Annotated in this window: 18 protein-coding genes and 3 pseudogenes; 6 read left to right on the top strand and 15 right to left on the bottom strand. The window is 62.5% G+C overall.

The window, feature by feature from the left end; translation table 11 throughout:
• Together HWX39_RS10385 and HWX39_RS10390 are read left to right on the top strand one after the other, a co-directional pair.
• Positions 1–164, top strand: a 164-nt coding sequence (locus tag HWX39_RS10385; protein ID WP_175967691.1) for an integrase core domain-containing protein, incomplete at its 5' end; no start/stop codon positions are given.
• 312 nt (positions 165–476) lie between these two features.
• Positions 477–824, top strand: a complete 348-nt coding sequence (locus HWX39_RS10390; RefSeq protein ID WP_175967693.1) for an energy transducer TonB — start codon at positions 477–479, stop codon at positions 822–824.
• 325 nt (positions 825–1,149) lie between these two features.
• On the opposite strand, the gene HWX39_RS10395 is transcribed toward HWX39_RS10390, so the two are convergent.
• The 6 genes and pseudogenes from HWX39_RS10395 to HWX39_RS36190 form a co-directional block, all read right to left on the bottom strand.
• Positions 1,150–1,839, bottom strand: a complete 690-nt coding sequence (locus HWX39_RS10395; protein WP_175967695.1) for a CPBP family intramembrane glutamic endopeptidase — start codon at positions 1,837–1,839, stop codon at positions 1,150–1,152.
• 116 nt (positions 1,840–1,955) lie between these two features.
• A complete protein-coding gene (locus tag HWX39_RS10400) occupies positions 1,956–2,213 on the bottom strand; it encodes a PAAR domain-containing protein (RefSeq protein ID WP_175967697.1) in 258 nt (85 codons plus the stop codon).
• Positions 2,214–2,318: 105 nt separating this feature from the next.
• Positions 2,319–3,230, bottom strand: a pseudogene (locus tag HWX39_RS10405) (hypothetical protein); the annotation flags it as partial.
• Positions 3,231–3,251: 21 nt separating this feature from the next.
• Positions 3,252–3,857 (bottom strand): annotated as a pseudogene (locus HWX39_RS10410) (DUF2345 domain-containing protein); the annotation flags it as partial.
• 71 nt (positions 3,858–3,928) lie between these two features.
• Positions 3,929–4,510 (bottom strand): annotated as a pseudogene (locus tag HWX39_RS10415) (DUF932 domain-containing protein); the annotation flags it as partial.
• 117 nt (positions 4,511–4,627) lie between these two features.
• Entirely contained in the window at positions 4,628–5,389 is a 762-nt protein-coding gene (locus HWX39_RS36190) for a hypothetical protein (protein WP_244134961.1), read from the bottom strand.
• Positions 5,390–5,643: 254 nt separating this feature from the next.
• Between HWX39_RS36190 and HWX39_RS10425 the strand changes: the two genes are divergently transcribed.
• The 3 genes from HWX39_RS10425 to HWX39_RS10435 all read left to right on the top strand — a co-directional run bounded on the left by HWX39_RS10425 (position 5,644) and on the right by HWX39_RS10435 (position 10,164).
• Positions 5,644–6,785 (top strand): IS3 family transposase gene (locus HWX39_RS10425; RefSeq protein ID WP_175967702.1). Its coding sequence is split into 2 segments (ribosomal slippage): positions 5,644–5,896 and positions 5,896–6,785, totalling 1,143 coding nucleotides; the frame shifts between segments, so codons are not numbered across the junction.
• A gap of 167 nt (positions 6,786–6,952) precedes the next feature.
• Positions 6,953–8,026: an HNH endonuclease signature motif containing protein gene (locus HWX39_RS10430; protein ID WP_175967704.1), complete on the top strand. Its 1,074-nt coding sequence runs from the start codon at positions 6,953–6,955 to the stop codon at positions 8,024–8,026.
• A gap of 587 nt (positions 8,027–8,613) precedes the next feature.
• On the top strand, positions 8,614–10,164 hold the full coding sequence (locus HWX39_RS10435; RefSeq protein ID WP_175967706.1) for a phospholipase D family protein: 1,551 nt from the start codon (positions 8,614–8,616) through the stop codon (positions 10,162–10,164).
• A 22-nt stretch (positions 10,165–10,186) separates the two neighbouring features.
• On the opposite strand, the gene HWX39_RS10440 is transcribed toward HWX39_RS10435, so the two are convergent.
• Positions 10,187–11,653: a PLP-dependent aminotransferase family protein gene (locus tag HWX39_RS10440; RefSeq protein WP_175967708.1), complete on the bottom strand. Its 1,467-nt coding sequence runs from the start codon at positions 11,651–11,653 to the stop codon at positions 10,187–10,189.
• A 320-nt stretch (positions 11,654–11,973) separates the two neighbouring features.
• Here HWX39_RS10440 and HWX39_RS10445 point away from each other — a divergent pair, with 320 nt between their 5' ends.
• A complete protein-coding gene (locus HWX39_RS10445; RefSeq protein ID WP_175968506.1) occupies positions 11,974–12,624 on the top strand; it encodes a pyridoxamine 5'-phosphate oxidase family protein in 651 nt (216 codons plus the stop codon).
• A gap of 138 nt (positions 12,625–12,762) precedes the next feature.
• Here HWX39_RS10445 and HWX39_RS10450 read toward each other — a convergent pair whose 3' ends face one another.
• The 8 genes from HWX39_RS10450 to HWX39_RS10485 form a co-directional block, all read right to left on the bottom strand.
• Entirely contained in the window at positions 12,763–14,397 is a 1,635-nt protein-coding gene (locus HWX39_RS10450) for a DUF3300 domain-containing protein (protein ID WP_175967710.1), read from the bottom strand.
• A gap of 440 nt (positions 14,398–14,837) precedes the next feature.
• A complete protein-coding gene (locus HWX39_RS10455) occupies positions 14,838–16,670 on the bottom strand; it encodes a S53 family peptidase (RefSeq protein ID WP_175967712.1) in 1,833 nt (610 codons plus the stop codon).
• A gap of 63 nt (positions 16,671–16,733) precedes the next feature.
• Positions 16,734–17,489: a hypothetical protein gene (locus tag HWX39_RS10460; protein WP_175967714.1), complete on the bottom strand. Its 756-nt coding sequence runs from the start codon at positions 17,487–17,489 to the stop codon at positions 16,734–16,736.
• A gap of 17 nt (positions 17,490–17,506) precedes the next feature.
• Entirely contained in the window at positions 17,507–18,118 is a 612-nt protein-coding gene (locus HWX39_RS10465; protein ID WP_175967715.1) for an ankyrin repeat domain-containing protein, read from the bottom strand.
• A gap of 77 nt (positions 18,119–18,195) precedes the next feature.
• Entirely contained in the window at positions 18,196–19,731 is a 1,536-nt protein-coding gene (locus HWX39_RS10470; RefSeq protein ID WP_175967717.1) for a catalase, read from the bottom strand.
• Between the two features lie 327 nt (positions 19,732–20,058).
• Positions 20,059–21,546, bottom strand: coding sequence for an efflux transporter outer membrane subunit (locus HWX39_RS10475; protein ID WP_175967719.1), 1,488 nt, complete (start codon positions 21,544–21,546; stop codon positions 20,059–20,061).
• Between the two features lie 13 nt (positions 21,547–21,559).
• Positions 21,560–23,146 (bottom strand): MDR family MFS transporter, encoded by a 1,587-nt coding sequence (locus HWX39_RS10480; RefSeq protein ID WP_175967722.1) that lies wholly within the window; start codon positions 23,144–23,146, stop codon positions 21,560–21,562.
• On the bottom strand, positions 23,139–24,260 hold the full coding sequence (locus tag HWX39_RS10485; RefSeq protein WP_175967724.1) for an HlyD family secretion protein: 1,122 nt from the start codon (positions 24,258–24,260) through the stop codon (positions 23,139–23,141). Before HWX39_RS10485 ends, HWX39_RS10480 begins: the two co-directional genes overlap by 8 nt.
• Positions 24,261–24,331: the final 71 nt, after the last annotated feature.

The raw sequence follows: 24,331 nt of genomic DNA on the forward strand, positions 1-24,331 counted from the left end.
GGTTCACATCGCTGGCCGACGCCAGGGAGCAGATTGAACGATGGCGGGTCGAATACAACGAGAGTCGGCCTCACAGGGCTCTCGGTGAAGTGCCGCCTGCCGAATACGTCCGTCAGTTGGGCCTGCAGGCCCAACTGACGGACCAACAGAACGCCGAAGACTAACATTGCCTTTGGCACTGAAAACCGGGACCGTTCAAGAACGCCGAAGACTAACATTGCCTTTGGCACTGAAAACCGGGACCGTTCACCACGATTACCCCCTTGTAAGCACCGGCCCTCCCAAAAGGGCCCATCCTACCCGGGTGGGTCAAATCCAATGTGCTGGTGTGTCATTTTCAACCCGCTGCTGACAATGTGCCTCTCTGCTGACATCATGGATAATGGTGTCAGTGCTGAACGAGTATGTTACATGGCGCAAGGCGTACTTGAGGTGCGATTGCAGCGAAGTTTGATTTGGTGAGCGAGAACTAGATCATGAAGTTGAAGATGGCTGTGGCGGTTTTAGGCATGATGTTTCATATAGGAGCTCACGCTGGAGAACTCGGCTATTCGGGACGTGTAGCAGTGGCAGACGGTGCCTGTCGGTTCCCCGCTCCTGTGTATCCGGTAACGGCCCGCCAGAGCGGTCACAAAGGTCGAGTCGTGATTGGGTTTACCGTGAAGGAAAGCGGTGCGGTTGTCGATATAGGTGTGTCGGTATCGAGCGGGTATGAGGATCTCGACAATGCAGCCGTGCAGTCGATCGAGAACATGATCTGCGAGCCACTCAAGGGTGGCAAGGATGTGCAGCGGAAACAACCGTTCGATTTCTCGATTTCGTGATCGCTAGGCGGGGATCACCCCGGAGTAGTCAATCGGCGCTGTGTAGAGCGATCGCATACCCTCGTCAACGATATGCGCTATGGTGCTGATCGGGTGCTTACGCCGCCTGCGGGCCCTTTCGGGTCGATCGACCCCAACGATCCGATGGAACGCGAGCCGGTCTTGTCCGAGTTGAAGCTGGGCTGCTACGGGTAAGCGGTCAGTGAATCACGCCTCTGAGTGGGCCTGTCTTCCTATCAGGACGCGTTTGCCATGTTGATCGGGGGGCGGCTGAGGCACTTTTCTGACAGAAAGCGAACCGGACTATGACGACCGCCGTTGCAAGTTACCCGACAGTCATGGCGATCAGCTGGTCGAGCGCAAGGGCCAGTGCGATCGCATAGGCGTGAAGCATTATGGGCAACGTCATGCCGTTCGAACGAATTCTCGCCACTGCGAATACCACGCCGACAAGAAAAATCGTCAAGTTCGTCGTCCAGTACTGGTAAGCGTGGACGTACGAGAAGAACAACGCGGTTGCACATACCGCGACCGCTGCGACACGCCAGCTCGCACGGAAGGGGAGCATAGAAAGCAGGAAATGGCGGAAGGCCAACTCCTCGACTACCGGCGGAAGCAAAAGCATCGCACCGATCATCACGACAATTTGCAGGGGCGTCTTGGATTGAAAGAGCGCACCCATGATCGGTTCACGCGGCTGGTGTGTTAGCCATGCGAGTGCGTATCCCAGCAGATACACGAGCGTGACCAACGCGATACCGATAACCACGTCTCGTCGCTTGAACGCTCCTAAAAATTGAATGTCGGGAAACACCAAGCGCCGATGGAGGTAGAACATGCCGCCAAGAAATACGAGCGCGGGGACGTAAGCGAAGATGATTGTGTAAGACTCGGCTTCGGAAGTCAGCCCGAAATGTTCTACCACTACACCAAACAGAACAAGCTCGAGTAGTCGATAGCCCCAGTAGACGAAAAATCCGAACAGCAAGGCCCAGCGCCAGCTTTTGGCAAACACATTCGCGCTGCGGGGGGGGAGGGTAGCTGGGTTCGGTAATCGTAGTGGCCATCGGGTTTAGCCTCTAGGGTAGGAGGTGATGATCTGCTTAGTTGGTTGCCGCTTGTACCCGGAAACTACGTGCGCCCGGATGTCGGAAGTGAAGTAATTAGCACCGCACCGCATGAGGTCTTGTGCCCGTCGAATGATGCGAGGCTACCCTCGATGTTGAAATCGGCATCACCCTCCACGATCACACACTCGCCATGGATCGGGCAGGTGCAGCGGTCGCCGACTCGAGCAACCGGCCGCCCCATAACTTCGCTGTTGGGCGCGCCTGACTCGACGCGTCCTCCGTGACTGTGTACGTCTCCAACCCGAATTACACCGCGCATGAAAGCTCCTGCTCCTGGTTCAAGTCCGACGTAGACTCTGCCGCACCGTCACATTGATTTTCCATCGTGCCGACAATTCGCGTGCGGTCGCCATATCGCTTTAATGTCGAAGAAGTTTGACAGGGTGTGTACGCGAGCTTCCCACGTTTCACGTCCGCGTCGGCCCTCTGAATCCTTTGCGCCGCGTTGTGTCCAGGAATCGGTCTTCAGATCGGCAACCAAGCTGTATGGCGCGTTGGCCAGCACATAGGCGTCGGCGACGCATCGGCCGGTTTTCCCGTTGGCGTCTTTCACATCAGGTAATTGGTCGCCCAGAAATGCGGCTGTGATCCCGACGATGTTGCCTTGGCTATGACAGACCACTGTGATCGGGCAGTCCGCTTGCTTTTTCCGAATCGACTCGATCAGTTTAGCGAGACGCAGGGCAGCCATTACCCCGTATTGACGATTAGGTGTTGAGTACACCATTCGGGCGGCAACGGGGTTCAAATCCTGGATCTGCAGCCACAGGAACGGTCGGTCGTTGACCCCGACGTTCCACAAGTCTGGAAGGCTCGAACACCCGTTTGCAAACGGGCCCCCCCCCCAGTAGTTTTGTTCGTTAAGGAAAATGTTGCCGCCAAACTCCTGCAGCTCTGCCTTATTCGCCTTGTGTCCCCACCGGAAATGGATGACCGGCGACCACGAAGGGTCGGGTTGCACGTACGTTTGCGGCGTCATCTTCGGATTGATGAAGCCGTCATTCGTCAGGAACTTGATGTACTTAGCCGGGGTAAGTTGTCCGCCATTCGGTCCTTTGAACATCATCTGATCGTCGAGCCGCCCGAGGCGCCGATTCAATCCCCGGCAGAGCCCTTCTTCGGCCGGGCCGAACCACTCGCCCTCGGAGTTGACTCCGTGCACGAAGATCACGAGGCCGGGCAAAGGCATCGGTTTGACTGCAACAAGCTCTTTCTGCTTGTTCGGCAGCAACGTGCCCTTGGCAGTCGCTGCTGGATTGCGTTGTGATGTTGGCATGACCCGTATCTCGTCGCTCGTTTATGCGTCTTTTTTGAAAAACTTCACGACCACCTGTTCGAACTGGTTGTGGTCGATCGGGGCCATCGTGCCGGCGCTGTCCGTCTGGCCGGTCACGATTTCACCCGACGCCTTGTGGACCTCGCCGACGTAACCTTCGATCGGATTGCCGTCGGAGGCCCGCACCAGTTTCGGCACGCGCCCGAGAGGCGCATGATCGAATTTCGGCATGTCCGTGCTCATGCTGGCCGGGCCCTGCCACGAATGGCCGGCAGACTTCACGGTGAACTTGCCCGGACAACCGAGCTCGATGTCGCTGCCATGCAGTTTCAGGTAGGCGCCGCCAGATGTCGTGAAGACCACCTGATCGTTCGCCATGCCTGTGATCTTGCCGTCGGCCGCCGTGAACTGGATGTTCTTCGCCGAATCGATCTGCGTGTCGTCGGCCTGGCTTTGCAGCGTAACCTTGCCTTGGTTCGCGATCGCCGATACGCCATCGCTGTGAGCGAACATTGCGACGCCGCGGCCGCCGTGGAGGTTGATGCGCTGACCGCTGGTCAGCTGGACGTGCTGCTGCGCGACCTGGTCGATGTTCTCGCCCGCGTACGTCACGTGTGTCTTCGGGGTGATCGCAACCGAACCGGCTTGCGCGCCGAATGCCATCAGCGCCTGCGAGCCGCCAGCTTCGCCGGCGCCGGTTGGCGTTTGACTGCTTGCGGATCAAACTGAGAACGGTGCGGCACCTTGACGACACCGGTACCGTCACCGAGCGCGATCGCCAATGTGTTGTTACAGACGACGCGGACCGAAGTGAACTGCGCGGTCGTTGCGAGCGTGCCATCGCAGGCGGTTGCTAGCAGCAGGTAACCTTTGACGTGATCCTTGCCCTTCAGCATGCCGGATTGACCTGTCTTGGCGAGTGCCCAGAACTTGCGGCCCTCCTTGAGCACGCCTGCCGTTTCGAGTTCGAAACCACCGACCTCCGTCAGATCCCGGTAGAACTCGAGGATCTCTCGGGGCTGGACAACCTGATACCGCGCGGAGACGACCGATAACGGTGCCTTGGTGTCCGACCGATACAGCACCTTCTGGTCGGGAAAGGCGTGAATCGAGCCGATACCGGCGGAGCCGGATACGTATCGGACTTCGGACGGTTCGATCGTCCAGTTCATGCCGGCGCGGTCTGCCCAGACTTCGATCGGCTGGTTGGCGGCGAGCTGGTTGCCGAGGCCATGCCAGGGCGTTTGACCGACGTAGGCCATGGATTGGACGAGATGCATGGTGAACTCCTGAAAAATTGAAATGGCATAACGCCCGGCGCAGGCCGGGTAGGACTAAATCGAGAAGGGGGAAGCGGATGCGGTGGAACGGATGGATGAGGACTGCGATCGCGAGAATCAATCGTGCTGCGCGCTGAAAGTATGGCCGCACGACAGGCACCGATAGTTGTCGAGGACGTTCTCGTCGATGGCGGCACCGACCGCGGATCCAGCTGCGCAGCCTGCTGCGCTGCCGAGTAGGCCGGCGATGACCGCGCCGGCGAGTCCGCCGAAGACGGAGCCAAGCGGACCGCCAATTGCGCCGACGACTGCGCCGGCTTCGGCGCCAGAGAGGGGCATCGCCATGCCGCTCGTCGCGCCGGCGACACTGCCGATCGTGCTGCCTGCTTTGCGGCCGATGTTCAACGTGGTGATGCGTGACGAATTGCAGTGCGGGCAGCGTTGTGCAGCGTCACTCGATGAAGATGTTGTCGAGATACGTGCGTTGGGCGGCGCGTAAGAGAAGAAGTCAGTATCGGTTGCCGGCTGTTGGAAGGGGCGATGAAATGAGGGCAACTCGTCCGGTTCGAACGGTTCGACATCGTCGAATGTGAAGCGATCATGCGATCGATAGTGCGTCTTGTGCGGAAACGCGTCACGGAATTCCCGTTCGTTTCCCCGGATCGCATGCAATGCATGGTCAGGATAGGGGGCGTGAGCCTCCCATTCGTCTTCCAAGGTGTATCGAGGCAGAGGTGCCGCGAGAGCGGGAGGTTCAGTGCTAATTGGCGGGGTGGTCGGCGGCGCCGGCGTGAAGCGCCGCCAGAGGAGGAAGGCGACGACAGCGATGGTCGCCAACGTTGCCGTAATCGCAGCAACAAGAACGTAGGTGTGAGTCATGGAAAGCCTCCGAGCGAAGTGCGTCGCGGCGGGATTGCCGAGGCGAAGTGGCCTTAGGTGGCCGTGCTCAGGGAGGTCATATGTGACTGAGATTTTCTGGAATCGATTCCATTTGCCATGGCTACCGTCGACAGGCGAGAGTGTGGACTTGACGAAATTCAGATGAAGGAAGGTGACCCTGACCCAAGAAATAGTCCGGTTCAAAAGTAGAGAAATTCGGCATGATGTGTCCGAGCGGACACGAAGGCCATGCCATGAAGACGAGCAAGTTTACGGAAGAGCAGATCGCATTTGCACTGAAGCAAGCCGAGCTGGGTACGAAGGTCGAAGAGATCTGCCGCAAGCTCGGAATTAGCGAGGCGACTTTCTACAATTGGAAGAAGAAATTCGGAGGGTTGGGACCTTCCGAGTTGCGCCGGTTGCGCCAGCTCGAAGAGGAAAACGCGAAGCTGAAGCGACTCGTGGCGGACCTGAGCCTGGACAAGGCCATGCTGCAGGACGTACTCGCAAAAAAGCTCTGAAGCCTTCCCGTCGGCGCATGTTGATCGATGAGTTGCGTGATCGCTATCGAACCAGCTTGACGAAGACATGCGCGTTGTTTGGCATGTCTCGTTCGCTGTATCGGTATCAGTCAGTCGCACGCGATTCGTCGGCACTGCTCATGCGTATCAAGGAGATCACCGCCACGCGCGTGCACTACGGGTATCGACGCGTTCACGTGGTTCTGCGACGGGAAGGCTGGCGAGATAATTGCAAGCGCGTCTACAGGCTGTATCGCGCGGAAGGCCTGTCGCTGCGGCATAAGCGGCCGCGGCGCAACAAGTCGGCACGACTACGGCAGCCCAAGCATATGGTGACTACGATCAACGAAATCTGGAGTATGGATTTCGTTGCCGATGCACTGTTCGATGGAAGACGTCTTCGGACTCTGACCGTCGTCGACAACTACACACGGGAATGTTTGGCCATCGAGGTCGGACAAAGTCTGAAGGGGGGGCATGTGGTCGAAGCGCTGATGCGTATTACTGCCATGCGCGGACACCCGGCCACGATCAAGGTCGACAATGGCAGCGAGTTCATCTCGAAGGCAATGGATCGCTGGGCCTATGAACATGGCGTTGAACTGGATTTCAGCCGACCGGGCACGCCTACTGACAACGCCAAGGTCGAAAGCTTCAACGGGCGCTTCCGGCAGGAATGTCTGAACGCGCATTGGTTCTTGTCATTGGCCGACGCGCAGAGCAAAATCGACGACTGGCGCACGTACTATAACGAGGTTCGTCCCCACTCCGCATTGCAGTGGATGACGCCTGCCGAATTCGCCCGTCAGGCAAGGGAATCCGCCTCGCCTGACAACTCAACCAAGCCGGAAATCTCCACTTCCGACCGGGACTAATTCCGGTTCAGGGTCAACAAGCCGGAAATCTCCACTTCCGACCGGGACTAATTCCGGTTCAGGGTCACAAGCCGGAAATCTCCACTTCCGACCGGGACTAATTCCGGTTCAGGGTCACTATGGCTGAACAATTATTTGACTCTACCGACGAAAGATACCTTGCTTGGATGAAGCTCCATCGCACCGGGTTCGTGTTAAACACGACGCGGAATGAGAGCACTTATGCCGTGCTTCATAAGTCTGGATGTCACCATATCTCGACCTATTCCAAGCAGTATGCGGTCAACGCATTCACCGGTGAAAATTACATCAAGATCTGCTCGGACACTCCTGCGGATCTAGAAGCATGGAGCGAGAAAAACCGACCGCGATCAACGCTGACCCGTTGCCACACATGTCTGCCGGATGAGATGGCGCAACGCAACCTCGCGGATTCGCGGCCCAAACCGAAGTTAGCCTATTCGAAATTCTGCGCATCGCTTGGCTGCCCCATGCGCAACATCGTTTGGTCGTGGTCGGCGGTGAACCACGAACTGGGCCGAGCTGTGTTCTCGGTCTGGGAGGATGGTTTGGTTGGTGGACGTGTCGTGATGTGGCACAAAGCTGATCTCCAATATAAAGACCGAAACGGTGGGAAGGAGAAGATCGAGATCCTCGAGGCCTCCATCGCAAAGCGCTATGAGACCTACGGGATTCTCTGCAAGGCGAAGGACACCGACGCTGAACCTCGGGAGCGGGCGTCATACGACGACCAAAGTCTGCTGGTTCTTCGAATAGTTGATGAGCCAGATGGCTTGATTGCGTATGTTATTGGTGAAACGACGGCGGAGGCCATTCGATTGGGGCAGGGCCTCGATCACGTCATGCCTGTCCAGTACGCGATCGATGACCTCGCAATCGACCCAGTGGGCCATACCCAGGTCGACCGAGCGTCACACGTACGCAACGACTTCAAGCGCGATCCGGCGATAAGAGCACGTGTTATAGAACTGGCCAATGGCCGATGCGAACACTGCGGCAAGGAAGGATTTCTCACGACCGGCGGTGGGCGATATCTGGAAGCACATCACGTCATTGCTCTGGCTGACCAAGGTCACGACACGGTCGATAACGTCATCGCACTTTGCTCGGAACATCATCGGGAAGCCCATTATGGCGCGGAGGCGGAACAGTTGGAGGCTGCATTTTTGCGGAAAATTGCGGATAGAAAGACTGGCTCGAACAAGGCCGAATCCGATTGATCTCGGGTTGACGAGAGGTTGCTCGTATCTGTGGATTTAGCCAGATTTGATTATCCGTTTCGAACGGCTGCTCAAGCGGTCGGCTAGCCATGGAGCATGAGTTTGCGGTCCGCCGCCGCCTTACGTGTGAACATCCACGATGTTGTGAAGGTGCAACCTACGATTGAAGCAGCGAATGCAGATGAGATGGTTTCGCTTGCTTGATCCAGCGCCTATTGCAGTGGCGCTGGTTCGGGGGCAACTCTGGGGGCAACTATTTCCGATTCGAGGTCGTGCGTATAGCTGGTGGTTGATTGGCGGCCGTATTCGATTGCCGCCGGGCCACCAGATTTCATGCGCGCGCTCGCGCAGCATGCCGAAAACCCGCGATGGCTTCATGCGTCGCGGGTTTTTCTTTGCGTGGACGCGAGACGAGCGTCAGGGTCAGGAAAGTACCGAGAAGGTGCCGCGTCGCAGGCAATCGAAGTATGCTGTGGCGCGGCCGTTCCGCACGCGACATCGGTTGCGGCCGAAGGAAAGCCAAACCGCCCCGCGATCCATCCGGCGGCGAGAATAAACAGACTTCGGCCGGGAGTGGGACGGCGATCATGACCATGCTGCGTTCGTGGGGTGCGATTCTTTCGTTGCTGGCACTCGTTGCCTGCGCGAGCCTGCCGCCGCAGGCCGATCGCGTGCCGACGCACGCATACACCGATACGGACAACACGCGGCTGGGTAGCGCGTTCCGGCAGCAAGCCAGCACGCATCCGGGGCAGGACGCGTTTCATCTGCTGACCGATCCGGTCGACGCGCTGGATGCGCGCGTGTTGCTGGCCGATCGCGCGGACCGCTCGCTCGACCTTCAGTACTACATCTGGCATGACGACCTGACCGGGCACGAACTGGCCGACGCGATCATTCGCGCGGCCGATCGCGGCGTGCGCGTCCGTGCGCTGCTCGACGACCTCGGCACGAACGCGGACGACCGCAAGCTGCTCGAGATCAGTTCGCATCCGAACATCGAGATCCGGCTGTTCAATCCGGTCGCCACGCGCCGGTTCAAGAAGATCGGCACCGTGTTCGAGTTCTCGCGCGTCAACCGGCGCATGCACAACAAGGCGATGATCGCGGACAACCAGGCGGCGATCGTCGGCGGCCGCAACATCGGCGACGAGTATTTCGGCGCATCGTCGATGCTGGAGTTCGGCGATCTCGACGTCGTCGTTCATGGTCCGGCCGTGAAGGACATCTCGACCGAATTCGATACGTTCTGGAATTCCCCGTACGCGTATCCGATCAGTGCGCTGGTCGGGCATGACGCGGCGCCGGGCGGGCTGGACCGCGAGCGCGAACGGTTACGCGATTACCTGAGGGCCATGGAGGACAATCCGTACGTGCTCGAGGCCAGGCAGCGGCTCGACCGGATCGTTCACGGGCAGGGCACGGAACTGTCGTGGGGCCACGCGACGGTGCTGTACGACGATCCGTCGAAGATCGCGCACGCGCCGAAGGACAGCGACGGGCACCTGATGCCGCAGTTGCGGGCACTCGCATTGCAGCCCGAACATGATCTGCTGATCGTGTCGCCGTATTTCGTGCCGGGCAAGGAGGTCGTCGAGCGGCTGCGCGCGCTCACGGCGCGCGGCGTGCGCGTGACGGTGCTGACCAACTCGCTCGCGTCGACCGACGTGGCGGCCGTGCATGCGGGCTACCGGCACTACCGAAGCGATCTCTTGGCCGCCGGCGTGCGGCTTTACGAACGGCGGCCGTCGGGCGACAAGAGCATTTCGAAGCAGGTCATCATCGGGTCGTCGCGTGCGTCGCTGCATGCGAAGACCTATGTGTTCGATCACAAGAGCATTTTTATCGGGTCGATGAATCTCGATCCGCGCTCGCTGAACCTCAATACGGAGATCGGCGTTTACTGCGAGAGTCCGGCGATTGCGTCGCAGGTGGCCAACGATCTGGAAGCGCGGCTCGATCGAATTGCGTGGCGCGTCGAGCCAAGGACCGATCTGGCGGGCAACGGGCAGCTCAAGTGGATTCAGACCGATTCGGACGGCAAGGTCACCGAGCTCGATCACGAACCGGAAGTGTCCGCCGCGCGGCGGATGGAAGTCTGGTTTCTCGGGCTGTTTCCGATCGAATCGCAACTGTGAGCGACGCTGCCGCACGCGACATTCAGCAACGCGTGCGGCCGCGCTGCTCGATGACGGCCGCGAGCTGCATCGTGGCGGTCTCGATCGTCGCGTCGTTCAGCCCGGCGTATCCCAGCACGAAGCCGTTGTACGGCCGGCCGTCGCCGACCCGATAGCTGCTCAGCGGCTGAAGCAGCAGGCCACGTGCGGCTGCGGCGCGTGCGACGTCGGTATCGTGCAGCGGCATCGCGAGATCCGCAGACAGATGCATGCCGCCCGGGCTTTCGCGAACGTTCAGCACCGTGCCGAGGTGGCGGGCGAGTGCGGCTTCGAGGCTGCTCCGCCGCTCGGCGTACAGCGTCCTCATCCTGCGCAGGTGTCGCGCAAAGAGGCCGGTGTCGATGAATTCGGCCATCGCCAGTTGATCGGCCGAGTGGCCGCGATGGACGAGTTCGCGCAGCGTGCTGGTGAAGCGTTCGACCAGAATCGACGGAACCACCATGAAGCCGAGCCGAAGGGCGGGAAACATCGTCTTGCTGAAAGTGCCGAGATAGCAGACCGGTGCGTCGGCACGCAGGCCCTGGATCGCGGGCAGCGGCTGGCCGCCGTGGCGGAACTCGCTGTCGTAATCGTCCTCGATGATCCACGCGCCGCACGCACGTGCGTGCTCGACGAGCGCCGTGCGTCGCCGGGGGCTCATCAGCGCGCCGAGCGGGTATTGGTGCGACGGTGTCGTATAGATCAGCCGGGGCGGCCGGGTGCGCCACTGTTCGTCGGTTGGCGCCATCCCTTCGTGGTCGACTTCGATCGACACGAGCTCCAGGCCGGTCGACCGGAATGCGGTTCGGGCGCCGTTGTAGCAGGGGTTCTCGAGCCAGCCATATTCGCCGGGATCCGCCAGCATGCGCGCGCACAGTTCGAGGCTGCTTTGCGTGCCGTCGGTGATGAATACCTGGTTTGTTTCGCAGCGCACGCCTCGAGAGACCCGGATGTAGGCGGCCACGGCACGCCGCAATTCGGGCAGCCCTTCGACTGGGCCGTATGCGAGCTGGGCGGGCTTGATGACTTTCCACGCGTGCTCGATGCAGCGGCGCCATTGGGCAACGGGGAATTCATCGAGCGAAGGCAGGCCGGGAACGAACGGCAGCATGCGTTCGGGTTCGGGATCGGCGTTCTCCAGCCCGTGCACGCGCCCGGACAATCGAACCGCGGCCGGGCCGCTTTCGAGCGCAGCGCTGGAACGGCCGCGTCCGTCCCATCGCGTGATTGTCCCGTTGCGGGTGGCCGCCACGAAACCTTCCTCGGCAAGGCGCTCGTACGCATAGACCGCCGAGTTGCGCGCGATACCCAGCTCGGCCGCGAGCACACGTGTCGACACGAGCCGCGTGCCGGGCGGGATACGCCCGTCCAGCAGCATGTCGCGCAGGCTCCGGTAGAGGGCTTCCTGCTGGCTGTGTCGTGTCGTGCCGTCCTGTCTGGAAAGCGATGAGATGAGCAGCGCGAGATCCATGGGCTGGTTCTAGAATTTTTCGTTGAGCTGGTTCTTTTGAAGATTCGACGCGCATCGTATCGTTCACGTTCTCGTGGTGCCGGCCGGTGCGCGGGCATTTCCGGGGATCGTCACGGAAAGTGGCACGCGCGTATTTTGATCGATTTTGCAAGCGACTGTCGACGCGCCGATCGACCGGTTGCGCGCGCGGATACCGTAGCGATCGATTCAATTAACTTCGTAGTGCAAATATATTTAGAGAGAATGCCCGATTCTTGCCGGAACGCTGGCCGCTCGATGCGCGCAAGGGCGCACGAACAGGAAAACGAAACATGAAAGACATGAAAGACCAGACCGTCATCTCCCCCGCGACCCGCACCATCATTCGTCGCCTGCCGGAACTGGCAAACCATGATCGCGACATGCTTCATCGCATCGTGGACGAGGCCTACGTGTGCCACATCGCATTCGGTTCGGGCGAGGACACGCACTGCATCCCGACCGCGCACTGGAGGCGCGGCGATGATCTCTATATTCACGGGTCCAACGGCAGCCGGATGATCAAGGCGCTGGCGGCGGGTGCGCCGGCCTCCGTCGCGATTACGTTGCTGGATGGTCTCGTGTTGGCTAGGTCGGCCTTCAACCATTCGATGAATTACCGATCCGCGGTGATCTACGGGCGGTTCGAGATGGTGGAGGGTCGTGCGGAAAAGCTGACGGCGCTGGAGGCATTGATGGACAAGATCGCGCCCGGTCGCAAGCATGATGCGCGGCCCGGCAACGAGAAGGAGGTCAATGCGACCAGCGTGCTGCGGATTGCCCTTGCGGAAGCAGCGGTAAAAGTCGGCGATTCGATGCCGTCCGACAAGGAAGACGATCTCGCGCTCGCTGTCTGGACGGGGATCCTGCCGTTGAAGACGACGCGCAGCGCGCCGGTTCATGCCGACAGCAACATGCCGGTGCCGGACTACGTCCGGAACTGGGCCGAGTGAGGTGCGCGGCAAGGCCGCGCGGTATGGCCGAAAACGGCGGCGTGCGACGTGTTGCGCCGCGTTGCCTCGGCATGACAGCGAGACACGGGTTTCGTCGGACGGCAGCGCGAATGCCACGCTGCCGTGACGAGGTGGGCTTCAGTCGGCGCGATGCTCGTGCGTCTCGTGCGGCGGATGCGGCTCGTCAGGGTGCGGACGCGGTACGGGTGCGTGCTCGGGGGCCGGTTGCCGCGGCTGCGGTGCCGCGTGTTCCTGCGGCTGCGCTTCGTTGCGCGGCGGCGTTTCCTTGTGCAATTGCTGCTGAGTCTCGTTGCGTGGCTGTATTGCTTCGCGCTGCCGTTGCTGCTCCGCATTGCGTTGCTGCATTTCCTCGCGCTGCTGTTGCTCTGCCGCGTTGTGTTGTTGCATTTCCGCGCGTTGTTGCTGCTGTGTTGCGTTGTGCGGTTGCATCGCCTCGCGCTGCTGCTCGGCTTCGTTGCGCTGCTGTTGCTGCATAATCGCGCGATTTTCGTGTGCGGCGCGCTCCGGCTGTCGCTCCTCGCGCATCGCGCCAGGCGCATGTTGCGTCGACGCTTCTGCATGCGGCTCGTTCGCGCGGTTCTGCGCGAACGCGTCGGGCGACGGCCGCGCGCCGGGGCGCGTATCGTTCGCGCCGAAGTGCGGCATCGTCATCGGCACGGCGCCCGGCTGCATCGTGTTGCGTTCGATCGTCGTGTTCGTCGTGTTGTTGGTGACGTTGCCGCCGTAGTTGTTCGTAATTCGCGTGTTGCGAATGTTGGTGATGTGGTTGATCACGGTGGTCGACTTCGACACGTACGTGGTGTGGTTGTACACCACGGCCGGACGCTGCCAGCCGCCATTCCAGCCGGGGCCTTCCCGATGCGGCGCGCCCCAGTTCATGCCCCATGCGTGCCAGCCCCAGTCGTGGTGCCCGAAGATCGCGGCGCCGACGGCGATGCCGACGCCGAACGTGATCACGCCGGCGGCAACGACTTCTCCCGTGCTGTACGGCGGCGGCCGATACACGTAACCGGGGTAGGACGAAACCGGCTCGCCGTAGACGACCGTCGGGTTGTACGACGGGACGTAGACGACGTCGGGCTGCGCGGATTCGATCTCGATGGCCTGCGCGGGCGGCGGTACGATCGCCGGTCCGGCGTAGACCACGGGCGCATCGGTAGCCGGCGTGTAGCCGGTCGGTGCGGCCTGCGCGACTTGCGTGACCCGCATTTGGCCGCCTGAGCGGAGATGGCCGGAGGCCTGCGCGCGCTGGCGCATCATCTGGATCGCGTTCATCACGTCGGTGGGATCGTTGTAGTAAGCCTGGCCGAGCGATGTGGTCCAGGCCGGGTTCGACGCCATCTGCGACAGTACCGCGGGGAACGCGGTCAATGCCTTGACGGACGGATCCCACGGCTGCGTATCGGCGGCGGTCGCGAGTGCCTGCCCCTTCAGCGACGGATTCTGCATGACCCAGTTGTTGGCTGCCGTGACCTGGTCCGGATAGGTTGCACCCGCAAGCACCAAAGCGACGAGTTTGTCGGGGAAGAGTGCGATCGGCGCGACCATCTGGTAAAGCTGGTCGGCACTCGGAGGCGTGTAGGCGACGGGCGCGGATGCGGGCTGTGCTGCCGCGGCCGCACTCGCATCGCTGGCCGCTGCGGCGGCGCTGGTGTTCCCGTTCTTGTTGCAGGCCGAGAGGCCGAGCAGCGACACGATGAGGGACGACGCGATCAGCGTCCTGACGGGGCGGTGTGCACGTGCGTGGGTCATGTTGTGCGTTCGGTGTTGTGTCGGCGTTGGCAGATATGCGGGCCACGCGATCGGCTCGAGCACTGTGCCGCGACCGTTTGCACATGCTCCGGGGGCATCGGCCGGAGCAGGCGGCAGGGTCGGGTTCGCATGGTGGTTGTCCCGCGACGAATCGATATATCCAGTTAAACGCACGACGCGCGCGGAAGTTGTCTGGGTGTTGTGTAACAGTATGTGTACCCTGCAGTCCGTAAGCGGGTTGGTACGAGCAAAGCAAGAAGTATGAAAGTTGCTTGAGCAACAATTGCAAGGTTGGCTGGCGCGTCGCTGCGCCGCGAGATTACGCGGAACGCAAAAAAACCGCGAAGGTTTTGCAGCCTTCGCGGGTTGTTCGGACGATCCCATCCGATTCCATGCGTGCGCGACGGTGCACACGCGGAACCGGGGCGGTCACCGCTCCATCAGCGTGCGAAATCCGGCGTGCTCTGGATGAACGTGTTCAGCTTCGAGATGTTCACGCTGCCGAAGCCCGTCGTCGCGTCCCAGCCGGCCTTCGCCTTGTAGCCGTAGGTGCCGCTGCCGTTGTTGCCGGATGTGACGTCGTGCAGCAGGGCCGCGTTGCTCGGGAAGTACTTGTAGATGCTCGACGCGGGGAACCCGAGCGCATTGTTGTTCGCGGACTGCAGGCGCGCCCAGATGCCCGTGAAGATCGGCGCGGCGAGGCTCGTGCCGCCTTCGTTGTTCAGGTAGCCCGAGCCCCACAGCGTGTCGGAGGTCTGGCCGTTCACGACGAGAATCGCGCCGGTGCGCAGGTCCGCGTCGAAGCCGACGTCAGGCAGTGCGCGCTTGGTCGACCCGGTGAGGCTCGACGATTGCCACGACGGCGCGGCTTCGTACTTGCTGTACCCGCCACCCGTCGACCACACGGTCCCCGGCTGCCAGCTCGGATCGTTCCAGACGATCTCGCTGTTGTACGCGTTGTTCGACGTATTCGTGAACAGTGTCGTGCCGCCCACCGCGATTACGTACGGCGACGTTGCCGGCTCGCTCACCGTGTAGGTCGAGCGCGACGGCGTACCGCTCGCGCATTCGTACGCGCCGTGATCGCCGGCGGATACCGAGAAGGTCTGCCCCTGTGCGATCGCCTGCTTGAAGATCGTGTCGTCGGTTGCCTGCGAGCCGGTGCTGTTCGCGGACGATTCGCACACGCCGAGCGACACGTTGATCACCTTCGCGACGTTGTCGGTCACGGCCTTGTTGTACGCGGCGGTGATCGCCGTGAGCGTCATCGACGGTGCGACGTAGAACACGACCTGCTTCACGCTGCCGCCGGCCGCGCCGACGATCGACTGGCTGTCGAGGTTCCATTCGACGGTGCCGTCGGTGTCGGTGTACGAACTGCCGGACGGGCCCGTCTTCACGATGCTGCTGCTGATCGAGCCGAGGCTGTTGTTTGCGGCGAACGTATTGAGGTCGCTCACCGTCTGCGACAGGTCGCCTTCGGAGATGATGCCGACGGTGGTCTGCGAGGCAGTCGGCGTACCGTCGCCGCCATAGAGCGACGAGAATTCGGTCGGGTTGTGCGGCACCGCCGATGCGCCGGCCGGAATCGTCAGGTTGCTGGTGTTGCCTTGCGGCCGGCTGCCCGCGCCCGTGTGCATCAACTCGACGTTCTGCAGGCCCAGCACGGCGCCCACGACGCCGCCGATCGCGTTCGGCACTTGCGCGGCGTCGGTATTCGCATAGACGCTGCGGCCGTTGTGCGTGAAGCGCTTGAGCGTCGTGCGGAACGCTGACTTGATGGTTGCCGCGGTGCCGGACGCGGATACCAGCAGGCGGTTCGGCGCGACCACGATGTTCACGAAGCCTGCCTTGCGCAGATGCGCGACGACCGACGCGACCTGCTGGTCGGTCGGCGCATATTGCGATGAGAACTGCGCCGGCGTGAGGAACTGCCTGTAGTGCGGCGAACCAGGCGTATGCAGGTCGTGCAGGTATTGGTCGAGTTGTGCTTCGTTGCGCAGGTTCAGCCCGAGCACGATGTCCACCGATTCGCCTGGCGCCATCTCGATTGCCGCCGCTGCAGCGGCGGCCGTGCTCGCGGCAGGCGCGCCGGCCGTACCGGCTTCGCTCTGCTGCACGAGCGGCAGGAAGCCCTTGGTGCGCGTTTCCGTCCAGCCGGCCGCAGGCGCGGCGTGGACGGTTGCCATGCCGAACGACGCGGCGGCGGCTGCGGCGAATGCGAGCTTGACGAGGCGAATGTGCTTTTGTTTCTTGTCTGCAACCTGATTCATTTGAATTACCCCTCCGGTTGAACATCGAACAGCACGAACAACAACGGTCGACAGCGATGCGGGTCATGCACCGCCGATTTCTGCCGCATGCGTGCGGATGGCACGGACGCGACAGGGCCTTTCACCCGATCCGGAAACGTGGTGTTTCTCCGGGGGTGAAATACGGAAAACGCGGTAACGGGAAGGCTGCGCCGCGATACGACGCAACTGCGCCGGACCTGGCGCGGGCGGGATGGCTAGAGCAACAGTTTCGGTGTCCTGCTCATTTGGTTCGATCCTTCGGCCCGCTGCCGGATGGCAGTCGTCCAATGAGATGCATCGGGATGTTGCATGCGCCGGCGCGCGAACGATACAGCCGGCGGCGAGCACTGCGGTGCGGCGGAAGCGAAAAAACGTCGAGCGGAAGCGAGTGCGTAGTGAACAATTCGTCAGATTGCTTGCATCGGACGTTATCAAGAACGAAAGCGCGATGTCAAACTTTTTTTGATTATATGAAACTAAATTAAATCGAATAAGTGAAATGCTTTTGAAAAAATTGGCAGTATTTTGTAATGTTCGACGCCAACAAAGAAAGTAATGGCGAATTCGATTTGCCGATCGTTTCCGGTTCGACGCGTAATGGGCGCAACTGGCCGATCGGGTTCGAGCCGTGACTCGAATCGCCGGGGCGCGCCTTTCTTCGCCGGGTACGGAATCGAGCAGCCCGATCCAGGGCGGATCGCTTTCTACCGGCGGCTCGACGAGTTTTTTTTGATTCTGCGAGGTGTCGAGGGCGACGTAAGAGATCGCTTCCCTGTCACCCTGCGTTATCTGAAACAAGCAGGAATCCTGCTTTTCTACTGCCTCGCACCTGCATGCCGCAGCGCGTCCACGGCTTCCGTGTTGTCGTGCGACTGCGCGAGCTGCAGCAGCGACTGGCCGCGCCGATCGACATGATTCGGATTCGCGCCACGCGCGACGAGGACCGGAATCAGGTCGAATCGATTGAACAACGTGGCGAATCCCAGCGCGGTTTCCCCGGCGCCGTTCGTCTGGTCGATCGGGCAATGCGTGTCGATCAGGCGCCGCGCGATGTCGGGTTCGTTCTTGAAGAGGGCACCCATCAGCGCCGTGTTGCCGTGACGGTCGCCGGCACATGCGTTTGCGCCGGCCGACAGCAGATAGTCGAGTGCGGCCGGTTGGCCGTCATAGGACGCGAGTATCACGGCCGTAAAGCCGCGGCTGTCGGTGGCGTCGACTGGATAGCCGGCGTCGTGCAATGCACGCAGGATGTCGACGCGTCCGACGCGGGCGGCATCGAACCAGTCGCTGTCGTAGCGGCGCAGCGCGGCAGGATCGGCCGGCGAATAAGCCGGCCGGTCGGGAAGGTGCGCACAACCGGCGATCGCGGCCAGCACGAGGGCCGTTGTGGTCGAGCGGATCGCGTGGGTCAGCCGTTTGGATTGCATGGGAATGTCCTGATGTGTGGGGCAGGTCGACGTGCGCGGCGCAACCCCGCACGTCGACGGCGACCGCAGCCGCGGGATCAGTTCTCGCTCAGCTTCGACGCGAGCGATTGCACTTGCCGGACGTCGGCATGAACGGCCTGCGCGAGACGCGTGCCGTAGTCGGCATCGGCCTTGTAGAAGTACGACAGCATCGCGTACTGGTTGTGAGCGTTCGTCACCTTGCCGAGATCGCCGGACAGCGCAGTGATCAGGTCGTCCCTGTCCTGCTGCGACAGGCTGCGGTAGTACTCGCCCGCCTGACGGAACCGCAGCTTCTTGTGGATCGCTTCCTGCTGAGTCGTTCCGCCGAGCGTCATGCGCACGGACTTGTACTGCGGGTCCGGCGCGAGTTCATGCAGCGTCGACGGTTCGTAGTTCACCTCGCCCTTGCGGTCGCCGGCGTTCATCTTCCCGTCCTGGTTGTTGTTGACCACCGGCACGGCGGGCCGGTTGATCGGCAGGTCCATGTAGTTCGCGCCGAGCCGGTACATCTGCGTGTCGGCGTACGCGAACAGGCGGTCCTGCAGCATCCGGTCTTCGGACGGCTCGATGCCCGGCACGAGTCGCGACGGCGCGAATGCCGATTCCTCGGTCGACTGGAAGTAGTTGTCGGGCACGCGGTTCAGCGTCATCGTGCCGATCTTGCGCTCGGGGACGCCGGTCCAGACCTTCGTGTCGTCCAGCGCATCGAAGTCGAACCGGTTCAGGTCCTGCGGCGCGAGCACCTGCACGTACAGATCCCACTTCGGGAAGTCGCCTTGCTTCAGCGCGCCGTACAGGTCGTTCGTCATCATGTTCCAGTCGCGCCCGATCGATGCGTCGATGTCTTGCGGACGCAGGCCGTGCACGCCTTGCTGGCTTTTCCAGTGGAACTTCACGTAGTGCACGTCGCCTTGCGCATTGACGAACTTGAACGCGTGCACCGCGAAGCCGTCCATGTGACGGTATGAATCGGGCATGCCCGCATTCGTGTACAGCATCGTCAGCATGTTCGTCGCTTCGGGGGTGTTCGCGAAGAAGTCGAATGCGAGGTTCGGATCCTGTACGCCGGTTACGGCGCTCGGCTTGTTCGCGTGAACGAAGTCGGGGAACTTGATGCCGTCGCGAATGAAGAACACCGGCCAGTTGATGCCGACCATGTCCCAGTTGCCCTGTTGCGTATAGAACTTCACCGCGAAGCCGCGCGGATCGCGCGCCTGTTCGGGCGAGCCGCGATAGCCCATCACGGTGGAGAAGCGGACGAACACGGGCGTGCGGGTGCCTGGCGTGAAGACCTTCGCTTTCGTCAGGTTCGAGATGTCGGCGCTCGGCACGAATTCGCCGAATGCGCCGGTGCCGCGTGCATGCACGACTCGTTCCGGAATGCGTTCGCGATCGAAGCGCTGCAGTTTCTCGATGAGTGCGGAGTCTTGCAGGAGCACGGGGCCGGCAGGGCCGGCCGTCTGCGAATTCTCGTTGTCGCCGACGGGGGCGCCGGTGTCTCGAGTGAGCTCGGCGGCATGGGGGGACGCGGAAAGTGCAACGCAGAGCGCGGCGACTGCGTGTCTCAGCACGCGATTGGAGGATGAGGACATGACGATGGAACTCCTTGAATCCGATCGGTGGTGGGGAAGCCGACTGAATTAGAAGAGATCGTCAGACGATTGGCTAATTGATATTCGATATGTTTCCGATAGCGGCATCGCCGATGCGGCGTGAGCGCGGTTGTCATCGGCGCAGACCGCGAATATTGTTGCGCGCGCAATGAGTTGTTGCATTGCGTACGATGAAGCGACACGCGAGCGTCGAGCGCGGGCGATTGAACGTGCGATGCCTTGCGTGGAGGTTGCGATCGGCCTTTCAAGCATCGGCGCCGCGGCGGCCTCGACCAACCCGGCCGTGCGGCGCCGATCAATTTGCCTTCAACTTGCGCCCGCCTGCCACCCGAGCCCGAGGTTCTTCTGCAGCGACACATAGTCCTTGATCAGTTCGGCCTGCCCGGCGATCACGTTCTGCTGTGCGGACAACGCCTCGCGTTGCGTATCGAGCAGGTCGATCAGCGATGCGACACCTGCGCGATAGCGCTCGTCCATCAACGATCGGGAATGCACGGCCGACGTCTGCACCTTGGTGAGCGCAACGACGTGTTCGCGCTGGTGCCCGTAGCGCTGCAATGCCGTGTTGGCATCCTGCAAGGCACCGAGTACCACCTTCTGATAATTCGCCTCCGCTTCGTCGCGCGATGCTTCGGCCGCGCGCACCGCACCGCGCGTGCGCCCGAAGTCGAGAATATTCCATTGCAGATACGGCGCGCCGACCCAGGTGAAGTTCTGCTTGCGGAACAGGTGGCCCGGGTCGGTCGCGCTGAAACCGAGATCGCCGAGCAGCGTCACCTTCGGGAAGTAATCGGCGACATGCTCGCCGATCTGCGCGTTGCTCGATGCGAGCCGGCGTTCGGCCGCGCGAATGTCGGGGCGCCGTTTCAGCAGCGTGGCCGGATCGCCGATCGCGACGCTGCCGGGTAGCGTCGGCAGCGGGGCATCCGGTGTCGACAGCGTTGCATCGAGCGCACCGGGCGCGCGGCCCGTCAGGATCGCGAGCCGGTCGAGCGATTCCGTCACCTGCGCGTCGAGCGGGATCAAAGACGCACGCGTGTTTTCGACCTGTGTCGTCAGGCGTTCAATGTCGACATCCGCGGCAACGCCGCGCGCGCGGCGCTGCTGCGTGAGGTCGAGCATCTGCTGCTGCAACTCGGCAGTGCGCCGCGACAGCGCGAGCCGCTGCTGCTGATCGCGCAGGTCGATGTACGCGTTCGCGACCTCGGCCGTGATCGACACTTGCGTATCGGCGAGGTCGGCGTCGACCGCTTCCGCCTGTGCGGACGCGGCTTCGACTGCGCGACGGGTGCCGCCGAACAGGTCGATTTCCCAGGTTGCGTCGAAGCCTGCCGAATAGAGCTGCAGCGGGCCCGAGCCGCCTGGCAACGGCGATGTTGCGCCCGACTGGCTCGAGCCGCTCGACGGCAGCAGCGAACCGAGTGCGCTGACGTCAGGCTCGCGCATGCGGATGGCGGCGACGGTGGCCGACGTTTTCGGCAACTGCGCCGCGCGCTGTTGCGAGAGCTGCGCGCGCGACGCGCGCAAGCGCGCCTGCGCGGCGTGCAGATCGGGGTTGTACGCGAGCGCGGCGGTGATCAGGTCGTCGAGCTGGCGATCGTCGAGCGTGTGCCACCACGCGCTCGGCGCGGGCGCAGTGGTGTCGATGCCGGAGGCCGGCGCGCGAACGAAGGTCGGCGCATCCGGTGCGGCGGGCGCGCCGCGGTAGTCGGGGCCGACCGTGCAGCCGGCAAGCAGGCACGCGGCCGCGCACAGCGTGAGCGCAGGGCGGTGGGGCAGGGAGAAGGGTTTCATCGCGTAAGACGGTTCAGTGGCCGGACGACATCGGCTGCGGCCCGCGCGGCGTTCTCAGCAGCAGCGCGAGCGGCACGCAGGCGAGCAGTGCGAGGCCCAGCAGATAAAAGGTTTCGGAATAGGTCATCACGACCGCCTGGATCTGGATCTGCTGCGCCAGCTGTCCGAGCGCGCGCATGTTCGAATACGCGAGGTCGCCGGTGTGGGAGAACCAGTTGGCCGCGTAGGCCGACAGCCGGTCCTGCCCGATCAGCGAGTTCGCCGTCACCGATTCGCGCAGCGCGGCCGTGTGGAAAGTCGTGCGCCGGTCGATCACGGTGCCGATGATCGCGAGCCCGATCGAGCCGCCGAGATTGCGCGCCATGTTGTAGAGTCCGGCCGCATCGCCCGAGTCTTCGCGTGCGACGGCCGCCATCGATGCCTGGTTGAGCGGCATCATCGCGAGCATCTGCGCGACGCCGCGGATCAGTTGCGACCAGACGAAGTCGTGGCCGACGCTCTGCGCGGTCAGGCTGATGTCGAGCATGCAGCTCAGGCAGAACAGCAGCAGCCCCGAGATCACGAGGATGCGGAAATCGACCTTGCCGAGCAGGCGCGGCAGGATCGGCATCACGAGAAAGGCGGGCAGCCCCGACAGCAGCATGATCGCGCCTGCCTGTTCCGCGTTGTAGCCGGCGACGATCGCGAGGAACTGCGGCAGCAGGTAGGACACGCCATACAGCCCGGCGCCGACCGCTGACACGATCACGATCACGCTCGCATAGCGCGGGTTGCGCATCAGCGACAGCCGCACGATCGGCCGCTTCGCATGGATCTGCGACAACGCGATCAGGATCATCCCGGCGAACGACACGATGCTCAGCGTGACGATCATCTGCGATTCGAACCAGCGTTCGCGCTGGCCTTCCTCGAGCACGACGGTCAGCGAGCTCAGCCCGATCGCGAGGCCGAAGATTCCGAGCCAGTCCGCGTTCAGGAATGCGTGCCATTGCGGGCGGTCCGACGGCAGCCCGAATATCAGCAGCGCCATCAGCAGCAGGCACACCGGCAGGTTCAGGAAGAAGCACCAGCTCCAGTTCACGTTTTCCGCGAGCCAGCCGCCGAGTACGGGGCCGAACAGCGGCCCGAGCAGCACGATCAGGCCGAACAGCGTCATGCCGACCGGTAGCTGCGACAGCGGCAGCCGCGTGCGGATGATGGTCTGCGCGGTCGGGATCAACGCGCCGCCGGTGAAGCCCTGGCCGATCCGGCCGGCGATCATCATCGGCAGCGAATGCGACCAGCCGCACATCATCGAGAACGCGATGAACAGCGCGGAGTTCGTCAGCAGGAAATTACGCAGCCCGAACACGCGCGTGAGCCATGCGGCGAGCGGGATCATCACGATCTCCGACATCAGGTAGCCGGTCGAGATCCACGTGCCCTCGGTGCCGGTCGCGCCGATTTCGCCCTGGATCTGCGGCAGCGCGGAGTTCGTGATCGAGATGTCGAGCGTCGCCATCAGCGCGCCGAGCGCGCCGGCCGCGACCGCGATCCAGTCGGTCACGCTCGCGCGGCCTTCGTGCGGCGGCATGGGCATCGTGGCGGACGGTTCAGCCATGATGCGTCTCGTCGCGAGTCGAGCGTGTATCGACGTCGACCGTCACCGACAGCCCCGGCAGCAGCATGCGCTGCGCGCGGGCGTTCGCGGCGAGGCGGATGCGCACCGGCACGCGCTGGACGATCTTCGTGAAGTTGCCGGTCGCGTTCTCGGGCGGCAGCAGCGCGAACTGCGCGCCCGTGCCGGGTGCGAAGCTGTCGACGACGCCCGACAGCGCGCCGTCCGGCAGCGCGTCGACGTGCAATTCGACGGGCTGGCCGATGCGCATGTTGCCGATCTGCGTTTCCTTGAAGTTCGCGACGAGGTAGATCGCGTCGACGGGCACGACGGTCAGCAGGCGCGTGCCGGGCTGCACGTATTGACCGACGCGCACCGTGCGATCGCCGACGCGGCCGTCGAGCGTGCTGCGCACGATCGTGTTGTCGAGATCAAGCTGCGCCTGCGCGGCGCTGGCCTGCGCGGCCTCGAGCTGCGCGCGCGCCTGCTGGAGCTGCGCGGTGGTCGACGCGATCTGCGTACGCGCGGCAGCGATCGACGCATTGTTCGCGGCGAGCGTCGCGGCGGCCTGGTCGCGCGTGCTCTTCAGGTCGGCGACGCGTTCGTGCGTTTCCGCACCGGTCGCCGCGAGCGGCGCATAGCGCAAGTATTCGTCGCTGGCGTGCTGCGCATTGATGCGCGACACCTTCGCCTGCGCATCGGCCTGCTCGAGATTCGCCTGCTGCTGGCTGATGTCGGCTTCGGCGCGTGCGATATCCGCGCGGCGCGCGTCGACGGTCGCAAGCGATTGCGCGAGCGCGACCTGGTACTGGCGGACGTCGAGCCGCACGAGCGGATCGCCGGCCTTCACGGCCTGGTTGTCGCGCACGTACACGTCGGTCACGTAGCCGGCAACCTTCGGCGCGGCGGTCATGCTGTCCGCCTGCAAGTACGCGTCGTTGGTGCTTTCGATGAAGCGGCCGACGGTCCACCATCGGCCGAGCCAGACGGCGCCGCCGATGGCCGCCAGCACGGCGGCGACGAGCAGGACGCGCCGCTTCAAGCTGTTGCCGTTTCGTGGGGTTGTTCCGTTTTCCTGACGATTTGCTTTCTGTGGCGAGTCTTGCAGCGTCGACATGCGGGCGTCAAATTTATTCCAAGTGGAAGAATTATTCCAGTTGATAAAATTGTGTCAAGTAGAATGTCGGG

Origin of the sequence: Burkholderia sp. BCC0322 (assembly GCF_902833045.1) — a bacterium.
In the GTDB taxonomy this organism is placed as follows: Bacteria; Pseudomonadota; Gammaproteobacteria; order Burkholderiales; family Burkholderiaceae; genus Burkholderia.